This window comes from Cupriavidus sp. WGlv3, from assembly GCF_023952475.1.
Classification (GTDB): Bacteria; Pseudomonadota; Gammaproteobacteria; order Burkholderiales; family Burkholderiaceae; genus Cupriavidus; species Cupriavidus phytorum.
Map to the genome: position 1 here is coordinate 526977 of NZ_JALHRX010000001.1, position 16826 is coordinate 543802.

The following is a 16826-nucleotide window of genomic DNA, read 5'->3' on the forward strand; positions in this document are numbered from 1 at the left end:
GTCGGCCTGAGTTTTACTACGCTGTTGTTGCCTGCCGGTGGTCGAGCCGGTCAGCTTCTTGTATGGCGGAGAGGGTGGGATTCGAACCCACGGTACCGTCGCCGGTACGCCTGATTTCGAGTCAGGTACATTCGACCACTCTGCCACCTCTCCGGTAACTTGTTGCCGTGTGGCGAAACCGAGATTATAGCCACGCTCTGCCAGCCGATGCAAGAGGCTGGCAGCAGATTTTTTGCGGCGCGTTATTGCGGCGCCTTATAGTTCCGGCTCCAGGCGGGTGGTGCCGCCCATATACGGCTGCAGTGCGGCCGGCACCGTGACCGAGCCGTCGGCGTTCTGGTAGTTTTCCAGGATCGCCACCAGCGTGCGGCCAACGGCCAGGCCCGAGCCGTTCAGCGTGTGCACCAGTTCCGGCTTGCCCTGCCCCGTGCGCATGCGCGCCTGCATCCGGCGCGCCTGGAAATCGCCCATGTTGGAGCACGAGCTGATCTCGCGGTAGGTGTTCTGCGCGGGAATCCACACTTCCAGGTCGTAGGTCTTGGTGCTGCCGAAGCCCATGTCGCCGGTGCACAGCACGATGGTGCGGAACGGCAGCTCCAGCTTCTTCAGGATCGCCTCGGCGTGGCCGGTCAGCTGCTCGAGCGCGTCGAAGGACTGGTCGGCGGGCACCACCTGGACCAGCTCGACCTTGTCGAACTGGTGCTGGCGGATCATGCCGCGGGTGTCCTTGCCATACGAACCGGCTTCGGAGCGGAAGCACGGCGTATGCGCGACGAAGCGCAGCGGCAGCTTCTCGCCGGCAATGATGGCGTCGCGCACGATGTTGGTCAGCGGCACCTCGGCGGTGGGGATCAGGTAGAAGTTCTCGATGCGCTCACCTTCCTCGCTGCCGACCTTGCGGGGCACCTTGAACAGGTCTTCCTCGAACTTGGGCAGCTGGCCGGTGCCGCGCATGGAGGCGGCATTGACGATGTATGGCACGTACATCTCGGTGTAGCCGTGTTCCTGCGTATGGGTGTCGAGCATCAGCTGCACCAGCGCGCGGTGCAGGCGCGCCATGCCGCCGCGCAGCATCGAAAAGCGCGAACCGGTGACCTTGACCGCGGTGTCGAAATCCAGCCCCAGCTTCTCGCCCACGTCGACGTGGTCGCACACGGCAAAGTCGAACTGGCGCGGCTCGCCGACGCGGCGCACCTCGACGTTCTGGGTCTCGTCGTTGCCCACCGGCACGCTGTCGTGCGGCAGGTTCGGGATCGACAGCATCAGCTCGCCCAGGTGCGCCTGGATCTCGTCCAGCCGCGCAGCCGAGGCCTTGAGCGTGTCGCCGATGCCGCCCACTTCCGCCATCACGGCCGAGGCATCCTCGCCCTTGCCCTTGAGCATGCCGATCTGCTTGGACAGGCTGTTGCGGCGCGCCTGCAGTTCCTCGGTCTGGGTCTGCAGTTGCTTGCGTTCGGCCTCGAGTGCCTGGAACGCCGCCACGTCGAGTTGGAAGCCGCGCGTGGCAAGGCGTTGCGCCACGGCGTCGATGTCTTTGCGGAACAGCTGGATGTCGAGCATGTTGCTAAGGTGGAGTGCAGGGCCAGCGACATGCCGGCGGACCCGCCATTTTACTGCACAGCCGTTAGCAAGCCGTCAAACCGGTTCGCCCGACTTGCCGCCCTTCGCGCCGTCCTTCGCGCTGTCCTTCGCGCCATCCTTCGCCTTCGCGGCGCGCTGTTCGCGATGCCAGGCCTGGTCCAGTTCGCGCAGGTGGCGCAGCTTCTCGGCGATCTTGCCTTCCAGCCCGCGCGGCACCGGCTGGTACCAGCCCTGCGCCTTGAGGTCGTCCGGGAAGTAATGCTCGCCGGCGGCATAGGCCTCGGGCTCGTCGTGCGCGTAGCGGTAGGCGTGGCCGTAACCCAGCTCCTTCATCAGCCGGGTCGGCGCGTTGCGCAGGTGCACCGGGACCGCGCGCGACTTGTCCTTGGCGACGAAGGCGCGCGCGGCGTTGTAGGCGTTGTAGCCGGCGTTGGACTTGGGTGCCACGGCCAGATAGATCAGGGCCTGGCCCAGCGCCAGCTCGCCCTCGGGCGAGCCCAGCCGTTCATAGGTCTCGGCCGCGTCCAGCGTGATGCGCGCGGCGCGCGGATCGGCCAGGCCGATGTCCTCCCACGCCATGCGCACGATGCGGCGCGCCAGGTAGCGCGGGTCGGCGCCGCCGTCGATCATGCGGCAGAACCAGTACAGCGCGGCGTCCGGGTCCGAGCCGCGCACCGACTTGTGCAGCGCGCTGATCTGGTCGTAGAAGGCATCGCCACCCTTGTCGAAGCGGCGCAGGTTCTCCGATAGCGCACTGCCCAGCAGCGCGGTATCGATCTGCGCGGCGCCGGCATTGCGCGCGGCACGCGCGACGATCTCGATGTTGTTCAGCAGCTTGCGCCCGTCGCCATCGGCCGAGGCGACGATCAGCTGCAGCGCTTCATCCTGCCAGCTGATGCCGCCCAGCTCCTCGGAGGCGCGCAGCGCCAGCTGGGTCAGTTCGGCATCGTCCAGGCTCTTGAGCACGTAGACCGCCGCGCGCGACAGCAAGGCGCCATTGACCTCGAACGACGGGTTCTCGGTGGTGGCGCCGATAAACGTGAACAGGCCGCTTTCCACATGCGGCAGGAACGCGTCCTGCTGGCTCTTGTTGAAGCGGTGCACCTCGTCGACGAACACCAGCGTGCGCCGGCCATGGGCGCGGAACTGCTCGGCGCGCTCGACCGCCTCGCGGATGTCCTTGACCCCCGACAGCACCGCCGACAGCGCGATGAATTCGGCGTCGAACGCATCCGCCATCAGCCGCGCCAGCGTGGTCTTGCCCACCCCGGGCGGGCCCCACAGGATCATCGAATGCGGCTCGCCCGACTCGAACGCCACGCGCAGCGGCTTGCCCGCGCCAAGCAGGTGCTGCTGGCCGATCACCTCGTCGATGGTGCGCGGGCGCAGGCGCTCCGCCAGCGGTTGCCGGGAACGGTCGGGAGAATCGGAAAACAGCGTGTCCGCCACGGTAGTCAGGCCCTGTCAGTGCGCAAGATGCAGAACGCCACAGTGTAGACCATCGGCGCCGGCGCGCTTGTGCGCTTGCGCGCGCGCTCAGGCGGCAAACGCCACCACGTCCTCGATCTCGACGCGGATGCCGATGCGTTCGCCCACGGCGTGGTTGTGGTGCGAGGGCACCAGCGCCAGCACGCGGCCGCCGCTGGCCAGGCGCAGCGTGTACAGGATCTCGGCGCCGCGGAAGGCCTTGTGCACGACCTCGGCGCGCATCGGGCTGGCGTCGTCGTGGATGATGTCGTCGGGGCGCACCAGCACGTCGACCGCCGCGCCGGCCGGCAGGTCCAGCGGCACGGCCGGGCGCAGCAGGCCCAGTTCCAGTTCGATCTGCGCGGCATCGCGCATCCGCCCAGCCATCAGCACGCCCTGGCCGATAAAGCCGGCGACGAAGCGCGAGGCCGGGCGGTGGTACAGGTCGTGCGCGCTGCCCCATTGCTCGATCACGCCGTCGTGCATCACGCCGATCTCGTCGGCCATGGCGAAGGCCTCGTGCTGGTCGTGCGTGACCAGGATGGCGGTGGTGCCCTGCGCCTTCAGGATCGCGCGCACTTCCAGGCTCAGGCGTTCGCGCAGGTCGACGTCGAGGTTGGAGAACGGCTCGTCGAGCAGCAGCAATTCCGGGCGCGGCGCCAGCGCGCGCGCGAGCGCGACGCGCTGCTGCTGGCCACCCGACAGCTCGTGCGGATACTGGCTTCCGGCGCCGTCGAGGCCCACCAGCTGCAACACCTCGTCCACCCGCGCCGCGCGCTCGGCCCGGCTGGCACGGTTCAGGCCGAAGCCGACGTTGGCCGCCACGTCCAGGTGCGGAAACAGCGCGTAGTCCTGGAACACCATGCCGATGCGGCGCTGCTCCGGCGCCAGCAGCGCACCCGACGAGGACACGGTCTGCCCGTCCAGCACGATGCGCCCGTCCTGCAGCGGCTCGAAGCCGGCAATCGCCCGCAGCACCGTGGTCTTGCCGCAGCCGCTGGGGCCCAGCAGGCAGGCGATATGGCCACGCGCGACCGAGAACGACAGGCCCTTGACCACCGCATGGCGGCCGAAGGCGTGACGGATACGATCCACCTCGATCACTGCCGGGGCGGGAACGGCGGCATCCAGGGCATCGGCACGGGTGGCCGGACGGCTGCGCGCCTGGGCGCCGGGCAGTCGTGAATAGGAATCGGTTCGCATGTGCGCATTATAGGGAGGTGCAGGGGACGTGCGGCCCGCGCATGACCTCCCGCGGCGCGCCGACGGCGCCGGCATTGCTAGAATGCGTCAGCCCGCACGCCGCGCCACCAGGCCAAGGTTCGGCGGGCGGCACTTTGCTCACTGTTCCCGCGCATGCTCCTGTCCAGCCGCCGCCGCTTCCATCCCCTGACCCTGGCCACCGTGGCGATGGCGCTGCTGATCGCCGTGCCGGTGCTGGTGATCGCCTCGGCCGTGCTGCTGCCCGCCGGCGACACCTGGCGCCACCTGATCGACACGGTGCTGGCCGAGTACGTGCTCAATACCGTCTGGCTGCTGTGCGGCGTCGCCGCAGGCGTGCTGCTGCTGGGCGTGACCACCGCCTGGCTGGTCTCGACCTGCCGTTTCCCCGGCCACGGCGTGATGGAATGGGCGCTGGTGCTGCCGATGGCGATGCCGGCCTATGTGATCGCCTACGCCTACACCGACGCGCTGCAGTTCGCCGGCCCGGTGCAGGGCTGGCTGCGCGAGCTGACCGGCTGGCGCGCGCGCGAATACTGGTTTCCCGAGATCCGCTCGCTCGGCGGCGCGATCGCGCTGTTCTCTCTGGTGCTGTACCCGTACGTCTACCTGACCGCGCGCGCCGCCTTCCTGCAGCAGACGCAGAACACGCTCGAGGCCGCGCGCCTGCTTGGCCACGGCACCTGGAGCCGGCTCTGGCGCGTGGTGCTGCCGCTGGCACGCCCGGGCATCGTCGCCGGCACCGCGCTGGCGATGATGGAAACGCTGGCTGACTTCGGCACCGTGGCCTATTTCGCCATCCCGACGTTCTCCACCGGCATCTACCGCGCCTGGTTCTCGCTGGGCGACAAGAACGCCGCGGCGCAGCTGTCGGCCTGCATGCTGCTGTTCGTCGCCGCGATCCTGCTGATGGAGCGCGCCAGCCGCGGCCGCGCGCAGGTGTTCGGCAATCAGCGCCGCGCCGCGGCCTGGACGCTGGACGGCGCACAAGGCTGGCTGGCTCTGGCGGCGTGCCTGGTGCCGGTGCTACTGGGTTTCGTGGTGCCCGCGCTGATGCTGTGCCGCATGGCCTTTACTGATGGCGACGCGCAGTTCGGCCCGCGCTTTGTCGGCCTGGTGCGCAACAGCTTCCTGCTCGCCAGCGCCACCGCGCTGGCGGCGGTGGCGGTCGCGCTGGCGGTGGGCTATGCCGCGCGCGCCGTCAACGGCAAGCGCAGCTGGCTGATGCGCGGGCTGACCCGGGTCTGCGGCATGGGCTATGCGCTGCCGGGCTCGGTCATCGCGGTGGGAGTGCTGGTGCCGGTGGCGCGGCTGGACAATGCGCTGTCGGCCTGGCTGCAGCAGCAGTTCGGGGTCTCGGTGGGGCTGCTGCTGACCGGCGGCATCGCCGCGCTGGTCTATGCGCTGCTGGTGCGCTTCCTGGGCGTGGCGCTGCAGACCGTCAACGCCGGGCTGGGCAAGATCACGCCCAGCATGGACGCCGCCGCGCGCAGCCTGGGCCACGGCCCAGGCGCCACGCTGCGGCGCGTGCATTTGCCGATGCTGCGCGGCAGCCTGCTGACCGCCGCGCTGATCGTCTTTGTCGACGTGATGAAGGAATTGCCGGCCACCTTCGTGATGCGGCCGTTCAATTTCGACACGCTGGCGGTGCAGGCCTACAACCTGGCCGCCGACGAGCGGCTGACCGAGGCCGCCACCGCCTCGCTGGTTATCGTGGCGGTCGGGCTGCTGCCGGTGATCGTGCTGTCGCGCACGATCCGCCGCCAGGCCCAGCGCTGAATCGCAACGGTTGCGCTAAAGTCGCGCGCGCCTCGCGCCGATAGCCTCTTATGGCCCGGCATCCGCCCGGGCGCGACCCGCGGCATGCCCGCCGTGCAAGAGCCTATGCTGCGATATCACATCCTGCTGTTCAAGTTGAACCGGCTCAGCCGCACCAGGCTGAGCGGCGTGGAAGAAGTCTCGCTGGCCGGACAGCTGGCCGAGATGATCGGCTCGGCCGACACCGCCGCGCGCGTGATCAACGACCTGTTCGACCACGCCAACCCGCAGGTACGCCGCATCGCCCTCAATGCGGTCCGCCGCGCGCGGCAATTCTCCGCCTCCGCGCTGCAGCCCGCGCTGGTGCGCCGCATGGCCGATGCCGAGGCGGCGGTGCGCCACGATGCCGTGTGGATCGTGCAGGAAACCCGCATAGACGGCGCCGAACTGCGCGCCGCGCTGCGCCGGCTGGCCGGCAAGGTGCAACTGCCATGGGATGCCGAGCGCGCCCGCGCCAACCCGGGCGATACCGCGCTGGCGGCACAGGTGCGGGCGCGCATGGCGCTTGACAAGCTGCTGGAGAAGAGCGCCGCAGAGCGCAACCAGGCGCTGGCGGCGATGGCGCTGGGCTCGACCTCGGACCAGCCCTATGCCGAAGGCACGGTCGGCCACAAGGGACTGCTGCACCGGGCGCTGGTGCGACGGCAGGCTGGGCGGCGGCTCAACAGCAGCGTCAAGCTGACGTTCCGCAAGGTCGAACCGACGCAGGTGACGGGGAACAAGCGGTTCTTGCTGTGACAGCAAGGTCTGGCTGCCGACAACTTGGCAACCGCTTGTTTGCCCCCTCTCCCGCGCGCGGGAGAGGTGAGAAAACCAGAGTCAAGCAATCCTTCGGCTTTACTTGAACCCCGCCCGATCCACCAGCTTCTGCGCCTGGGGCTGGTACTTGCCCAGCTCGGCCACGTTGATGGTGTCGGACTTGAACTCGCCCAGCGCCTCGAGCACGGGGTTGCTGACCTTCACGCCCTTCACCACCGGCCATTCGTTGTTGCCGTCGGCAAAGTAGCGCTGCGCCTCGTCGCTGGCCAGGTATTCCAGGAACTTGACCGCCGCTTCCTTGTTCGGCGCGTGCTTGAGCATGCCGCCGCCGGACACGTTCATGTGCACGCCCTGGCTCGACTGGTTGGGCCACACCACGCCCAGCTTGTCGGCCACGGCCTTGTCTTCGGGCTTGGTCGACTTCAGCAGGCGCGCGATGTAATAGGTATTGGCGATGGCCACGTCGCACTCGCCGGCGGCAACCGCCTTGAGCTGGTCGGTATCGCCGCCCTTGGGCACGCGTGCCAGGTTGGCGGCCACGCCGCGCGCCCATTGCTCGGTGCGGGCCTCGCCGTCGTGGGCGATCAGGCTGGAAATCAGCGACAGGTTGTAGACATGGCCGCTGGAACGCGTGCAGAGCTTGCCCTTCCACTTGGGATCGGCCAGGTCTTCATAGCTGGCAATGTCGCCGGCCTTGACCGCGGCCTTGTTGTAGGCGATCACGCGGCCGCGTGCCGAGAAGCCGAACCACTCGCCATTCGGATCGCGGTAGTTGGCCGGGATGCGCGAGTCCAGCACCTTCGACTTCACCGGCGCGAACACGCCGGCCTGCTGGGCGCGCCACAGGCGCCCGATATCCACCGTAATGAACACGTCCGCCGGGCTGTTGGCGCCTTCGTTGCGGATGCGCTCCAGCAGCGGATCTTCCTGGCCTTCGATGCGGTTGATCTTGATGCCGGTCTGCTTGGTGAAGTTGGCGTACAGCGCCTCGTCGGTCTGGTAGTGCCGCGCGGTGTAGAGATTGAGGACCTTTTCCTGCGCCGCCGCGGCAAGCGGCAGCGTCAGCAGGGCCAGTGCCGCGGCGCGCGGCAACAAGGTTCGGATGGTGGTTTTCACGCGGTTGGCTCCCCAGCATGGTTTGGGCAGCCGCCGGACACCCCAGGCCGCCCGGTGTTTGGATTCCGGTCAGCGGAAAACAATATTGATTCTTGTTCAGGTGGTCAAATTACATTTCTGTCATGTTGGGGCGGCGCTTGCGCCGCGTCAAGATGACCCGTCAACACCGGCATGAACGCGGCCTCAGCCGCGCCGCACCCACACCACCTTGCCGGCCTTGATGCCGAGCGTGCGCCGCTGCGGGTTGTAGTCCATGGTGCCGGGAAACTGCTGGCCGTCGCGTTCGCCCAGGCGCCATGTGCAGCCTTGCAGCAGGCCGATGACTTCGGCCTCGGGCTTGCCGACCAGCGCATCGTCGGCCAGCTTGTCCGCCGCACAGCCGGCCGGCGTGCCGAGCGAACCTTGCGGGCCCGGCGCCGGTGCCGGCGCCGCCCCTGGCTCCGCCGGGGCGGCCGCACAGCCGGCCAGCAAAGCGCCGCCCGCGGCCAGCCACAGCAGTTGATGGGTCCGGCTACGCATCATGGCAAGCATCGTAATCATGGGGGCTCCTGTCAGGGTTGGCGAGTCAGAGGATTCTGGGACACATGGCGCCACATCGGGTTCAGTTTCTTTTCACCCAGATCTGAAACTTTTGCCGAGTTGCCGCAGGAACCGCGTTTCTGCTGCCTGGTCCGCGCTTGACCTGGATAGACCAGCCTAACAGCCATGCGTGCTATCAAGGATCAGGCAGGCCCGGCGACGGCCGGGCCGACTCGCCCCACCCGTACCTACTGGGAGAAACGCATGACTGCAATGATGAAAGCCGCCATCTTTGTCGAGCCCGGCCGGATCGAACTGGCCGACAAGCCCATCCCCGACGTCGGCCCCAACGATGCGCTGGTCCGCATCACCACCACCACGATCTGTGGCACCGACGTGCATATCCTCAAGGGCGAATATCCGGTCGCCCGGGGCCTGACGGTGGGCCACGAGCCGGTCGGCGTGATCGAGAAGCTGGGCAGCGCGGTGGCCGGCTACCGCGAAGGCCAGCGCGTCATTGCCGGCGCGATCTGCCCCAACTTCAATTCCTACGCCGCGCAGGATGGCGTGGCCTCGCAGGACGGCAGCTACCTGGTGCCGCAGGGGCTGTGCGGCTGCCATGGCTACAAGGCCACCGCGGGCTGGCGCTTCGGCAACCTGATCGACGGCACGCAGGCGGAATATGTGCTGGTGCCCGATGCGCAGGCCAACCTCGCGCCGATCCCCGACGGGCTCACCGACGAGCAGGTGCTGATGTGCCCCGACATCATGTCGACCGGCTTCAAGGGCGCAGAGAACGCCAACATCCGCATCGGCGACACCGTCGCGGTGTTCGCCCAGGGCCCGATCGGCCTGTGCGCGACCGCCGGGGCGCGGCTCTGCGGTGCCACCACCATCATCGCCATCGACGGCAACGACCACCGGCTCGAGATCGCGCGCAAGATGGGCGCGGACGTGGCGCTCGATTTCCGCAACTGCGACGTGGTGGACGAAATCATGAAACTGACCGGCGGCCGCGGCGTCGATGCCTCGATCGAGGCGCTCGGCACCCAGGCGACCTTCGAGCAGGCCTTGCGCGTGCTCAAGCCCGGCGGCACGCTGTCCAGCCTGGGCGTGTACTCCAGCGACCTGACCATCCCGCTGTCGGCGTTTGCCGCCGGGCTGGGCGACCACCAGATCAACACGGCGCTGTGCCCCGGCGGCAAGGAACGCATGCGCCGGCTGGTCAACGTGATCGAGTCGGGCCGCGTCGACCTGGGCCTGCTGGTGACCCACCACTATCCGCTGGAGCATATCGTCGCGGCGTACGACCTGTTCACCAACCAGCGCGACGGCGTGCTGAAGATCGCCATCAAGCCGCACTGAGCCGCAGCAGGCGCCGGCTCGCCGCCGACTCAGCCCCTGGCGCGCTTGGCCAGGGTCTTCATCGCATCGGCCGGCAACGGGCCGTGGCAGGTGCGCTCGCCGCCGGCCTCACTGACCACCAGCCATACCTGGCCTGGCTGGTCCTTCGGGTGCAGCAGCCAGGCCGGGCCGCGCGCGTTGCTGCTGGGCGGCAGGTCTTCCAGCACGCCGGTGCTGGCCGATTGCAGCATCACCGCGCATTCGTTGGCGGGCACACGGGTGGCCGCGAGGAAGGCCGGATTGCCAACCACTTCGGGCAACGCCGAGTCCGGCGCGCGCAGGAAGGCATCGACATCGAACTTGCTGGCGCCACCGCCGCTGCTGGCGCACGCCGCCAGCGCGAGCACACCAGCGCTGGCGAGCAACGCCGCGCCACCGCGACGATACGTGCTGCCCGATCCTGCCGACCCTTCGTGCGCATCGATCATGGCGGCCCTCATTGCTTCATCACGTCGGCGCCCTTGGGCACCGTGAAGCGGAACGCATCGGCCGCCAGCGGCGGGTTCTTCTGCATGCCGGTGAAGGTTAGCAGCGTGGTGTTGCCGAACGCGTCGCGCAGCTCCATCGCCTCGAGATTGCCGGCCTTGAAGCCGATGCCGATGCGCTCGAACTGCGTGTCCTTGGCCTTGGGCGTCAGCTCCAGCCATTCCACGCCATCGCGCGTCGGCCCGTTCCTGACCACGAAGTTCTTATCGAGGTCGTTGCTGCCGAACAGGATCGCCGCCGGGCTGGAGCCCAGCGCGCCGTCAAGCTTGCGCTCGGTGACCTGGTTCAGGTCCTTGTCATAGATGTACAGGGTCTGGCCGTCGGCCTGCAGCAGTTGCTCGTAGGGCTTGGTATAGCGCCAGGTGAACTTGCCCGGACGCGAGAACACGAAAGTGCCGCTGGACGTGCCGGTCACCTTGACGTTGGCGCCCTGCCCCTTGACCTGGCGCTGCGTGAATTCGCCGCGCGCGCTCTTCACGCCGGTGACGAAGCTCTGCAGCTGGTCGGTGGCGGCGGCATGGGCCGGCGCCTGCATGGCGAACATCGCCAGCGCGACGCAGGCCGACACGAGGATGCGGTTGCGCATGATCTGGATCCTGGTTGTTATCGAATGCGTTGCCACGGTGCGGCGCCTGCTCAGGCAGCCCGCTGTATGGTCAACGTCTGGTTAGAGCAGGCAACTGGTGCAGGATTCCGCGCCGCGGGTAACCGGATATTACGGCAGATGGTGCGCGAACTGCGCCGGTTCGGGCACGAAAACTCTCAATTTGCGGTAAAGGGGCGAGTCAGGCGAAATTCGTATCGAGACGAAACACATCCTTACCTGCCGTGGAAGACAATGCCAAGCATGCACGTAGAGCACTCGCCACGCTGCCTCTTGCCTGTTGCTTCGCCGGGAGGCGGCCAAACACACTGGGCCGGCAATATGACCACCACCAAACCTACGGCCGGGCGTCAGCCATTCCGGCACGACGCCCGGCGCCTTGACCGCGACGAGATGAAGAGGATCGCGACGCGCCAGGTCAGGATTGAACTCGAAGCCCGGCAGGAAAAGAACGCTGCCAAGCCAGTAAATACTGCCATGGTAGTCACGGGCATTCTGGCCGGTGTAGCGTTCGTCTTTTCCGTGATGTCGTGGCTGAATGAGAGCACCCAGGACAAGATCGACAAGGCCACTGGTCCGCTCGCCTCCGGGATAACGGAGATGGATCGCCGCCTCACGGGTCGCCTCGATGCTGTCGATGCACGCATCGACCGCCTGGAGGTGCGGGTCGAAAAGGAGTTTGAAAACGTCAACGCCAAATTAGGGAGCGTCAACGCGAAGGTCGACAACGTCAACGCGAAGGTCGAGAACATCAACGCGAAGCTCGATTTGGTGCTCAAGCGCCGCTAGCACACAGGCTGGGCAATCTACGGCTAGCCGGGATGCCCGCCTCTGCTAGTCACTCATCATCCCGCGCGGCACCGCCACCCTGTACCAGGATGTCGCGGTTGCCGTTGCCCGACATGGCCGAGACCAGCCCGGCCTTCTCCATGTCCTCAAGCAGCCGCGCGGCACGGTTGTAGCCGATGCGCAGGTGGCGCTGCACCAGCGAGATTGACGCGCGCCGGTTCTTCAGCACCACCTCGACCGCCTGGTCGTACAGCGGATCGGCTTCGCCGCCGCCGCCACCGATGCCGGCACCGCCCCCAAAACTGTCGCCACCGCCGCCGTCATCGGCCAGGCCACCTTCGAGGATGCCCTCGATGTAGTTGGCCTCGCCGGATTCCTTGAGCTTTTCCACCACCCGGTGGACTTCGTCGTCCGAGACAAAGGCGCCGTGCACGCGCACCGGCAGGCCGGTGCCCGGGGCGAGGTAGAGCATGTCGCCCATGCCCAGCAGGGTTTCGGCGCCCTGCTGGTCGAGGATGGTGCGCGAATCGATCTTGCTGCTGACCTGGAATGCGATCCGGGTCGGCACGTTGGCCTTGATCAGGCCGGTGATCACGTCCACCGACGGGCGCTGCGTGGCCAGCACCAGGTGCAGGCCGGCCGCGCGCGCCTTCTGCGCGATGCGCGCGATCAGTTCTTCCACCTTCTTGCCGACCACCATCATCAGGTCGGCCAGCTCGTCGATGACGATGACGATGGTGGGCAGCTTGTCCAGCGGCTCGGGCGCGTCCGGGGTCAGGCTGAACGGGTTGGGAATCTTCTCTTCGCGGGCCGCGGCCTCGTCGATCTTCTTGTTGTAGCCGGCCAGGTTGCGCACGCCCAGCTTGCTCATCAGCTTGTAGCGGCGTTCCATTTCGCCGACGGCCCAGTTCAGCGCGTTGCCGGCCTGGCGCATGTCGGTCACCACCGGGCACAGCAGGTGCGGGATGCCCTCGTAGACGCTCATTTCCAGCATCTTCGGGTCGATCAGGATCAGGCGCACGCTTTCGGGCTTGGCCTTGTACAGCAGCGACAGGATCATCGCGTTGATGCCCACCGACTTGCCCGAGCCGGTGGTGCCGGCCACCATGCAGTGCGGCATGCGTGCCAGGTCGGCCACCATCGGCTTGCCGGCGATGTCCTTGCCCAGCGCCATGGTCAGGCTGGACGCGCTCTCGTTGTAGACCTGCGAGCCCAGGATTTCCGACAGGCGCACGGTCTGGCGCTTGGGGTTGGGCAGCTCCAGCCCCATGTAGTTCTTGCCCGGGATGGTCTCGACCACGCGGATCGACACCAGCGACAGCGAACGCGCCAGGTCGCGCGCCAGGTTCACCACCTGGCTGCCCTTGACCCCGGTGGCGGGCTCGATCTCGTACCGGGTGATGACCGGGCCCGGGTAGGCCGCCACCACCTTGACCTCGACGCCGAAGTCCTTGAGCTTTTTCTCGATCAGGCGCGAGGTGAATTCCAGGGTCTCGGCGCTGACGGTTTCCTGGTGCGGCGGGATCGGGTCCAGCAGCGACAGCGGGGGCAGGTCCGAATCCTGGATATCGGCGAACAGCGGCTGCTGCTTCTCGCGCTCGACGCGCTCGTGCTTGGGCACCGCCTGCGGGCGCACGATCTGCACCGGCGCCGCCTCTTCGATGCGCACGCGCTGGCCCTCGACGGTTTCCTTGCGCTCGGTCTTGGCGGCCTCGCCGATGATGCGGTCCTGCTTGCTCTCGCGGCGGGCCTTGAAGCCCAGGAACAGGGTCTCGACAAAGCCGCCGATCTGCTCGGCCACGCTCAGCCACGAAAAATGGAAGAACAGCGAAAGCCCGATCGCCAGCAGCAGCAACAGCAGCAGGGTCGCGCCGGTAAAGCCCAGCGCCACCTGCAGCCAGCCGCCGAGCAGGTCGCCCAGCACGCCGCCGGGCGCGCGCGGCAGCGCGGCGCGCAGCGGATACATGCGGATCGCCTCCAGGCCCATGCTGGAGAACAGCGTCAGCACGAAGCCGATCCAGCTGACGGTCACGCCCTGGCGGTGCAGGCCGTGGTCGGTGCGCTCCGGCAGTTCGGCGGTCAGCGTGCGCCAGCCGCGCCAGCAGCGGCGCACCAGCAGCACCGCCAGCCAGTAGGCGGAAAAGCCGAAGATGAAGAACAGCACATCCGCCACCCAGGCGCCGACGCGGCCGCCCAGGTTATGGATATCGGCGACCTGGTTGGCATGCGACCAGCCGGGATCGGTCTTGCTGTAGCTGGCCAGCACGCACAGGAAACCCAGCGTGACGGCCAGCAGCAGGAACCAGCGGACTTCGCCCAGCAGTTTGCCGATGCGGGATGGCAAGGCTGAGGGATCGGTGCGGGTGGTCGTGGTAGCTCGGGCCATGCCTGGTTGAAACTCGCGTGTTAGGGGATTCCGGATCGGTTTCGGACCGATGCCGCCGGCGGCCGGCGTCTTTGCCGGGTGACGGACAGGCATCGTGGCGGCCATTTTAACGTGGCCCGAGACTATCGCACCCATTGGAATTTGCAACAGTGAGCAAATGCGGCTCCTCTTATAATGTCGCTTTCGAGCAATGCCGGTGGGCACCATGCCGCACCGGCCACAGGAACGCATCATGGCAAAACACGCAAAAGTGCTGATTCTCGGTTCCGGTCCCGCCGGCTACACCGCCGCGGTCTACGCGGCCCGCGCCAACCTGGAACCGGTGCTGATCACCGGTCTGGCCCAGGGCGGCCAGCTGATGACCACCACCGACGTCGAGAACTGGCCGGGCGATGCCAAGGGCGTCCAGGGCCCGGAACTGATGCAGCGCCTGCTGGCGCATGCCGAGGAATTCAAGACCGAAATCATCTTCGATCACATCCATACCGCGAAGCTGGTCGACGAGCACGGCCAGCCGACCCGCCCGTTCACGCTGATCGGCGACGCCGGCGAGTACACCTGCGACGCGCTGATCATCGCCACCGGCGCCTCGGCCCAGTACCTGGGCCTGCCGTCGGAGGAATCATTCATGGGCCGCGGCGTGTCGGCCTGCGCCACCTGCGACGGCTTCTTCTACAAGAACCAGGAAGTGGCCGTGGTCGGCGGCGGCAACACCGCCGTCGAAGAAGCGCTGTACCTGTCGCATATCGCCAGCAAGGTCACCGTGATCCACCGCCGCGACAGCTTCCGCGCCGAGCCGATCCTGGTCGACCGCCTGCTGCAGCGTGAAAAGGAAGGCCGCGTGGTGATCCGCTACGACAGCGTGCTGGACGAAGTGCTGGGCGACGAGTCCGGCGTGACCGGCATCCGCGTGCGCGGCACCAAGACCGGCCAGGCCGAAGACCTGAAGCTGGCCGGCGTCTTTATCGCCATCGGCCACAAGCCCAATACCGACCTGTTTACCGGCCAGCTGGCCATGGAGAACGGCTACCTGGTGACCAAGTCGGGCCTGCAGGGCGACGCCACCGCCACCAGCGTGCCCGGAGTGTTCGCCGCGGGCGACGTGCAGGACCATGTCTACCGCCAGGCCATCACCAGCGCCGGCACCGGCTGCATGGCCGCGCTGGACGCCCAACGCTTCGTCGAAGCCCTGAAGTAAGCAACCCCTCCGCCGGCGGCTCATCACCGCCGCCGGCGCGTCACACGGGCGCGGGCCCCGCCCGCGGCCCGCCAGTCGATATAATCGGCGCCGAGCCTCCGGAGATTTTTTTCAATGACGCACGGCGCCCGCAAACCCGACCGACCGCCCCAACGCCTCGGCCTGAACGACCTTGCCAGGCTGCGCGACACCCTCAAGGCCGATACCGAGCGCCGCGAAGCCGAGCGCCTCGCCGCCGAGCAGGCGGCCGAGCGCGCCCGCGCCGAAGCCGATGTGTTCCGCACCAGCGTGGGCCAGGTCAGCCAGCTGCGCGACCGCAACCGCGCCCACCATCCCCCCAGCAAGCCCGCGCCGGTGCCGGTGCAGTCGCAGCGCAACGACCAGGCGGTGCTGCAGGCGTCGCTGTCGGACGAGTTCGATGTCGAAAGCCTGCTCGAGACCGACGAGACGCTGTCGTTCCGCCGGCCCGGCATCGGCATGGACGTGGTGCGCAAGCTGCGCCGCGGCGAATGGGTGCCGCAGGACAAGGTCGACCTGCACGGCCTGCGCAGCGACGAGGCGCGCGAGGCGCTGGCCGAGTTCCTGCGCCGCTCGGTACGCAATGGCGTGCGCTGCGTGCGCGTGATCCACGGCAAGGGCCTGGGATCGCCCGACAAGCTGCCGGTGCTCAAGGGCAAGGTGCGCAGCTGGCTGGTGCAGAAAGAGGAAGTGCTGGCCTTCGTTCAGGCACGCGAGGCCGAAGGCGGCGCCGGCGCGCTGATGGTGCTGCTGCGCCAGCCGCGCGCCTGACGCCGCGCCCGGATGCACGTTCCGCTCGAGTTGCTGATGGGGCGGCTGCCCCTGATCCTCCACATCATGGAGGTGATCGGCGTGCTTGCCTTCGCGGTCTCGGGCGTGGTCGATGCACGCAAGCAGCGCCTGGACGTGGTCGGCACCTTCGTGGTGGCCTTTGCCACCGCCTTCGGCGGCGGCACCGTGCGCGACGTGCTGCTGGACCGGCGCCCGTTCTACTGGGTCGACCATGAAGGCTATGTGCTGCTGATCTTCGTGATGTCGTTCGGCGCGTCGTTCGTGCTGCGCGTGGTCAGCCGGGTGGCCTCGGACCGGGCCATGATCGTGGCCGACGCCATCGGGCTCGGGCTGTTCTCGGTGACCGGCGCCTCGCTGGCGCTGGTGGCGCAGATGACGCCGACCGTGGCGGTCATGATGGGCATCATCTCGGCGGTGTTCGGCGGCGTGGTGCGCGACGTGCTGTGCAACGAAGTGCCGATGATCCTGCGCGACCGCTCGCCCTATGCCACCTGCTCGTTCGTCGGCTGCTGGATCTATATCGGCCTGACCTGGGTCGAGGTGCAGCAGGAGGCGGCGCTGCTGACCGGCGCGCTGGCGATCATCGCCATGCGCCTGGCGTCGGTGCGCTATGGCTGGAAGCTGCCCAGCTGAGCAGGGTCTAAAGCGGACCCACCAATGAAAACGCC

Annotated in this window: 15 protein-coding genes and 1 tRNA gene; 7 read left to right on the forward strand and 9 right to left on the reverse strand. The window is 67.8% G+C overall.

Features of this window, described 5'->3' with window-relative positions; translation table 11 throughout:
• Positions 1-63: 63 nt before the first annotated feature.
• The 4 genes from MKD38_RS02505 to MKD38_RS02520 all read right to left on the reverse strand — a co-directional run bounded on the left by MKD38_RS02505 (position 64) and on the right by MKD38_RS02520 (position 4251).
• Positions 64-153, reverse strand: a tRNA-Ser gene (locus tag MKD38_RS02505).
• Positions 154-255: 102 nt separating this feature from the next.
• Complete coding sequence (gene serS, locus MKD38_RS02510; RefSeq protein WP_252674496.1) at positions 256-1560, reverse strand: serine--tRNA ligase; 1305 nt, start codon at positions 1558-1560, stop codon at positions 256-258.
• Positions 1561-1635: 75 nt separating this feature from the next.
• Positions 1636-3030, reverse strand: a complete 1395-nt coding sequence (locus tag MKD38_RS02515; protein ID WP_252674497.1) for a replication-associated recombination protein A — start codon at positions 3028-3030, stop codon at positions 1636-1638.
• Positions 3031-3117: 87 nt separating this feature from the next.
• Positions 3118-4251 (reverse strand): ABC transporter ATP-binding protein, encoded by a 1134-nt coding sequence (locus tag MKD38_RS02520; RefSeq protein WP_252674498.1) that lies wholly within the window; start codon positions 4249-4251, stop codon positions 3118-3120.
• 153 nt (positions 4252-4404) lie between these two features.
• On the opposite strand from MKD38_RS02520, the gene MKD38_RS02525 reads away from it, so the two are divergent.
• On the forward strand, positions 4405-6048 hold the full coding sequence (locus MKD38_RS02525) for an ABC transporter permease (protein ID WP_252674499.1): 1644 nt from the start codon (positions 4405-4407) through the stop codon (positions 6046-6048).
• A gap of 105 nt (positions 6049-6153) precedes the next feature.
• Positions 6154-6825, forward strand: a complete 672-nt coding sequence (locus MKD38_RS02530; protein ID WP_252674500.1) for a hypothetical protein — start codon at positions 6154-6156, stop codon at positions 6823-6825.
• 99 nt (positions 6826-6924) lie between these two features.
• Here the strand turns inward: MKD38_RS02530 and MKD38_RS02535 are convergent, their stop codons facing one another.
• The gene (locus tag MKD38_RS02535) at positions 6925-7962 is read right to left on the reverse strand and encodes a Fe(3+) ABC transporter substrate-binding protein (protein WP_252674501.1); all 1038 of its coding nucleotides are present in this window, start codon (positions 7960-7962) and stop codon (positions 6925-6927) included.
• Between the two features lie 183 nt (positions 7963-8145).
• Positions 8146-8502: a hypothetical protein gene (locus tag MKD38_RS02540; RefSeq protein ID WP_252674502.1), complete on the reverse strand. Its 357-nt coding sequence runs from the start codon at positions 8500-8502 to the stop codon at positions 8146-8148.
• Positions 8503-8745: 243 nt separating this feature from the next.
• Between MKD38_RS02540 and MKD38_RS02545 the strand changes: the two genes are divergently transcribed.
• On the forward strand, positions 8746-9846 hold the full coding sequence (locus MKD38_RS02545) for an NAD(P)-dependent alcohol dehydrogenase (RefSeq protein ID WP_252674503.1): 1101 nt from the start codon (positions 8746-8748) through the stop codon (positions 9844-9846).
• 29 nt (positions 9847-9875) lie between these two features.
• Here MKD38_RS02545 and MKD38_RS02550 read toward each other — a convergent pair whose 3' ends face one another.
• Together MKD38_RS02550 and lolA are read right to left on the reverse strand one after the other, a co-directional pair.
• A complete protein-coding gene (locus tag MKD38_RS02550) occupies positions 9876-10313 on the reverse strand; it encodes a hypothetical protein (RefSeq protein WP_252674504.1) in 438 nt (145 codons plus the stop codon).
• Between the two features lie 8 nt (positions 10314-10321).
• Positions 10322-10957 (reverse strand): outer membrane lipoprotein chaperone LolA, encoded by a 636-nt coding sequence (gene lolA / locus MKD38_RS02555; protein WP_252674505.1) that lies wholly within the window; start codon positions 10955-10957, stop codon positions 10322-10324.
• Positions 10958-11296: 339 nt separating this feature from the next.
• Here lolA and MKD38_RS02560 point away from each other — a divergent pair, with 339 nt between their 5' ends.
• Positions 11297-11764: a hypothetical protein gene (locus MKD38_RS02560; RefSeq protein WP_252674506.1), complete on the forward strand. Its 468-nt coding sequence runs from the start codon at positions 11297-11299 to the stop codon at positions 11762-11764.
• Positions 11765-11813: 49 nt separating this feature from the next.
• On the opposite strand, the gene MKD38_RS02565 is transcribed toward MKD38_RS02560, so the two are convergent.
• The gene (locus MKD38_RS02565; RefSeq protein WP_252674507.1) at positions 11814-14150 is read right to left on the reverse strand and encodes a DNA translocase FtsK; all 2337 of its coding nucleotides are present in this window, start codon (positions 14148-14150) and stop codon (positions 11814-11816) included.
• Between the two features lie 232 nt (positions 14151-14382).
• On the opposite strand from MKD38_RS02565, the gene trxB reads away from it, so the two are divergent.
• From trxB to MKD38_RS02580, 3 genes are all read left to right on the forward strand, one after another.
• Positions 14383-15348 carry a thioredoxin-disulfide reductase gene (trxB, locus tag MKD38_RS02570; protein ID WP_252674508.1) on the forward strand — a complete coding sequence of 322 codons (966 nt, stop codon included), beginning with the start codon at positions 14383-14385 and terminating at the stop codon, positions 15346-15348.
• A gap of 114 nt (positions 15349-15462) precedes the next feature.
• Positions 15463-16137: a Smr/MutS family protein gene (locus MKD38_RS02575; protein ID WP_092308121.1), complete on the forward strand. Its 675-nt coding sequence runs from the start codon at positions 15463-15465 to the stop codon at positions 16135-16137.
• Between the two features lie 12 nt (positions 16138-16149).
• Positions 16150-16791 (forward strand): trimeric intracellular cation channel family protein, encoded by a 642-nt coding sequence (locus MKD38_RS02580; protein WP_115662816.1) that lies wholly within the window; start codon positions 16150-16152, stop codon positions 16789-16791.
• Positions 16792-16826: the final 35 nt, after the last annotated feature.

Coding starts and splice junctions, on each gene's coding strand:
- serS (WP_252674496.1), bottom strand. CDS start 1,560: ATGCTCGACATCCAGCTGTTCCGCAAAGACATCGACGCCGTGGCGCAA.
- MKD38_RS02525 (WP_252674499.1), top strand. CDS start 4,405: ATGCTCCTGTCCAGCCGCCGCCGCTTCCATCCCCTGACCCTGGCCACC.
- MKD38_RS02530 (WP_252674500.1), top strand. CDS start 6,154: ATGCTGCGATATCACATCCTGCTGTTCAAGTTGAACCGGCTCAGCCGC.
- MKD38_RS02565 (WP_252674507.1), bottom strand. CDS start 14,150: ATGGCCCGAGCTACCACGACCACCCGCACCGATCCCTCAGCCTTGCCA.
- MKD38_RS02580 (WP_115662816.1), top strand. CDS start 16,150: ATGCACGTTCCGCTCGAGTTGCTGATGGGGCGGCTGCCCCTGATCCTC.
- MKD38_RS02540 (WP_252674502.1), bottom strand. CDS start 8,502: ATGATTACGATGCTTGCCATGATGCGTAGCCGGACCCATCAACTGCTG.
- trxB (WP_252674508.1), top strand. CDS start 14,383: ATGGCAAAACACGCAAAAGTGCTGATTCTCGGTTCCGGTCCCGCCGGC.
- MKD38_RS02560 (WP_252674506.1), top strand. CDS start 11,297: ATGACCACCACCAAACCTACGGCCGGGCGTCAGCCATTCCGGCACGAC.
- lolA (WP_252674505.1), bottom strand. CDS start 10,957: ATGCGCAACCGCATCCTCGTGTCGGCCTGCGTCGCGCTGGCGATGTTC.
- MKD38_RS02520 (WP_252674498.1), bottom strand. CDS start 4,251: ATGCGAACCGATTCCTATTCACGACTGCCCGGCGCCCAGGCGCGCAGC.
- MKD38_RS02575 (WP_092308121.1), top strand. CDS start 15,463: ATGACGCACGGCGCCCGCAAACCCGACCGACCGCCCCAACGCCTCGGC.
- MKD38_RS02550 (WP_252674504.1), bottom strand. CDS start 10,313: ATGATCGATGCGCACGAAGGGTCGGCAGGATCGGGCAGCACGTATCGT.
- MKD38_RS02545 (WP_252674503.1), top strand. CDS start 8,746: ATGACTGCAATGATGAAAGCCGCCATCTTTGTCGAGCCCGGCCGGATC.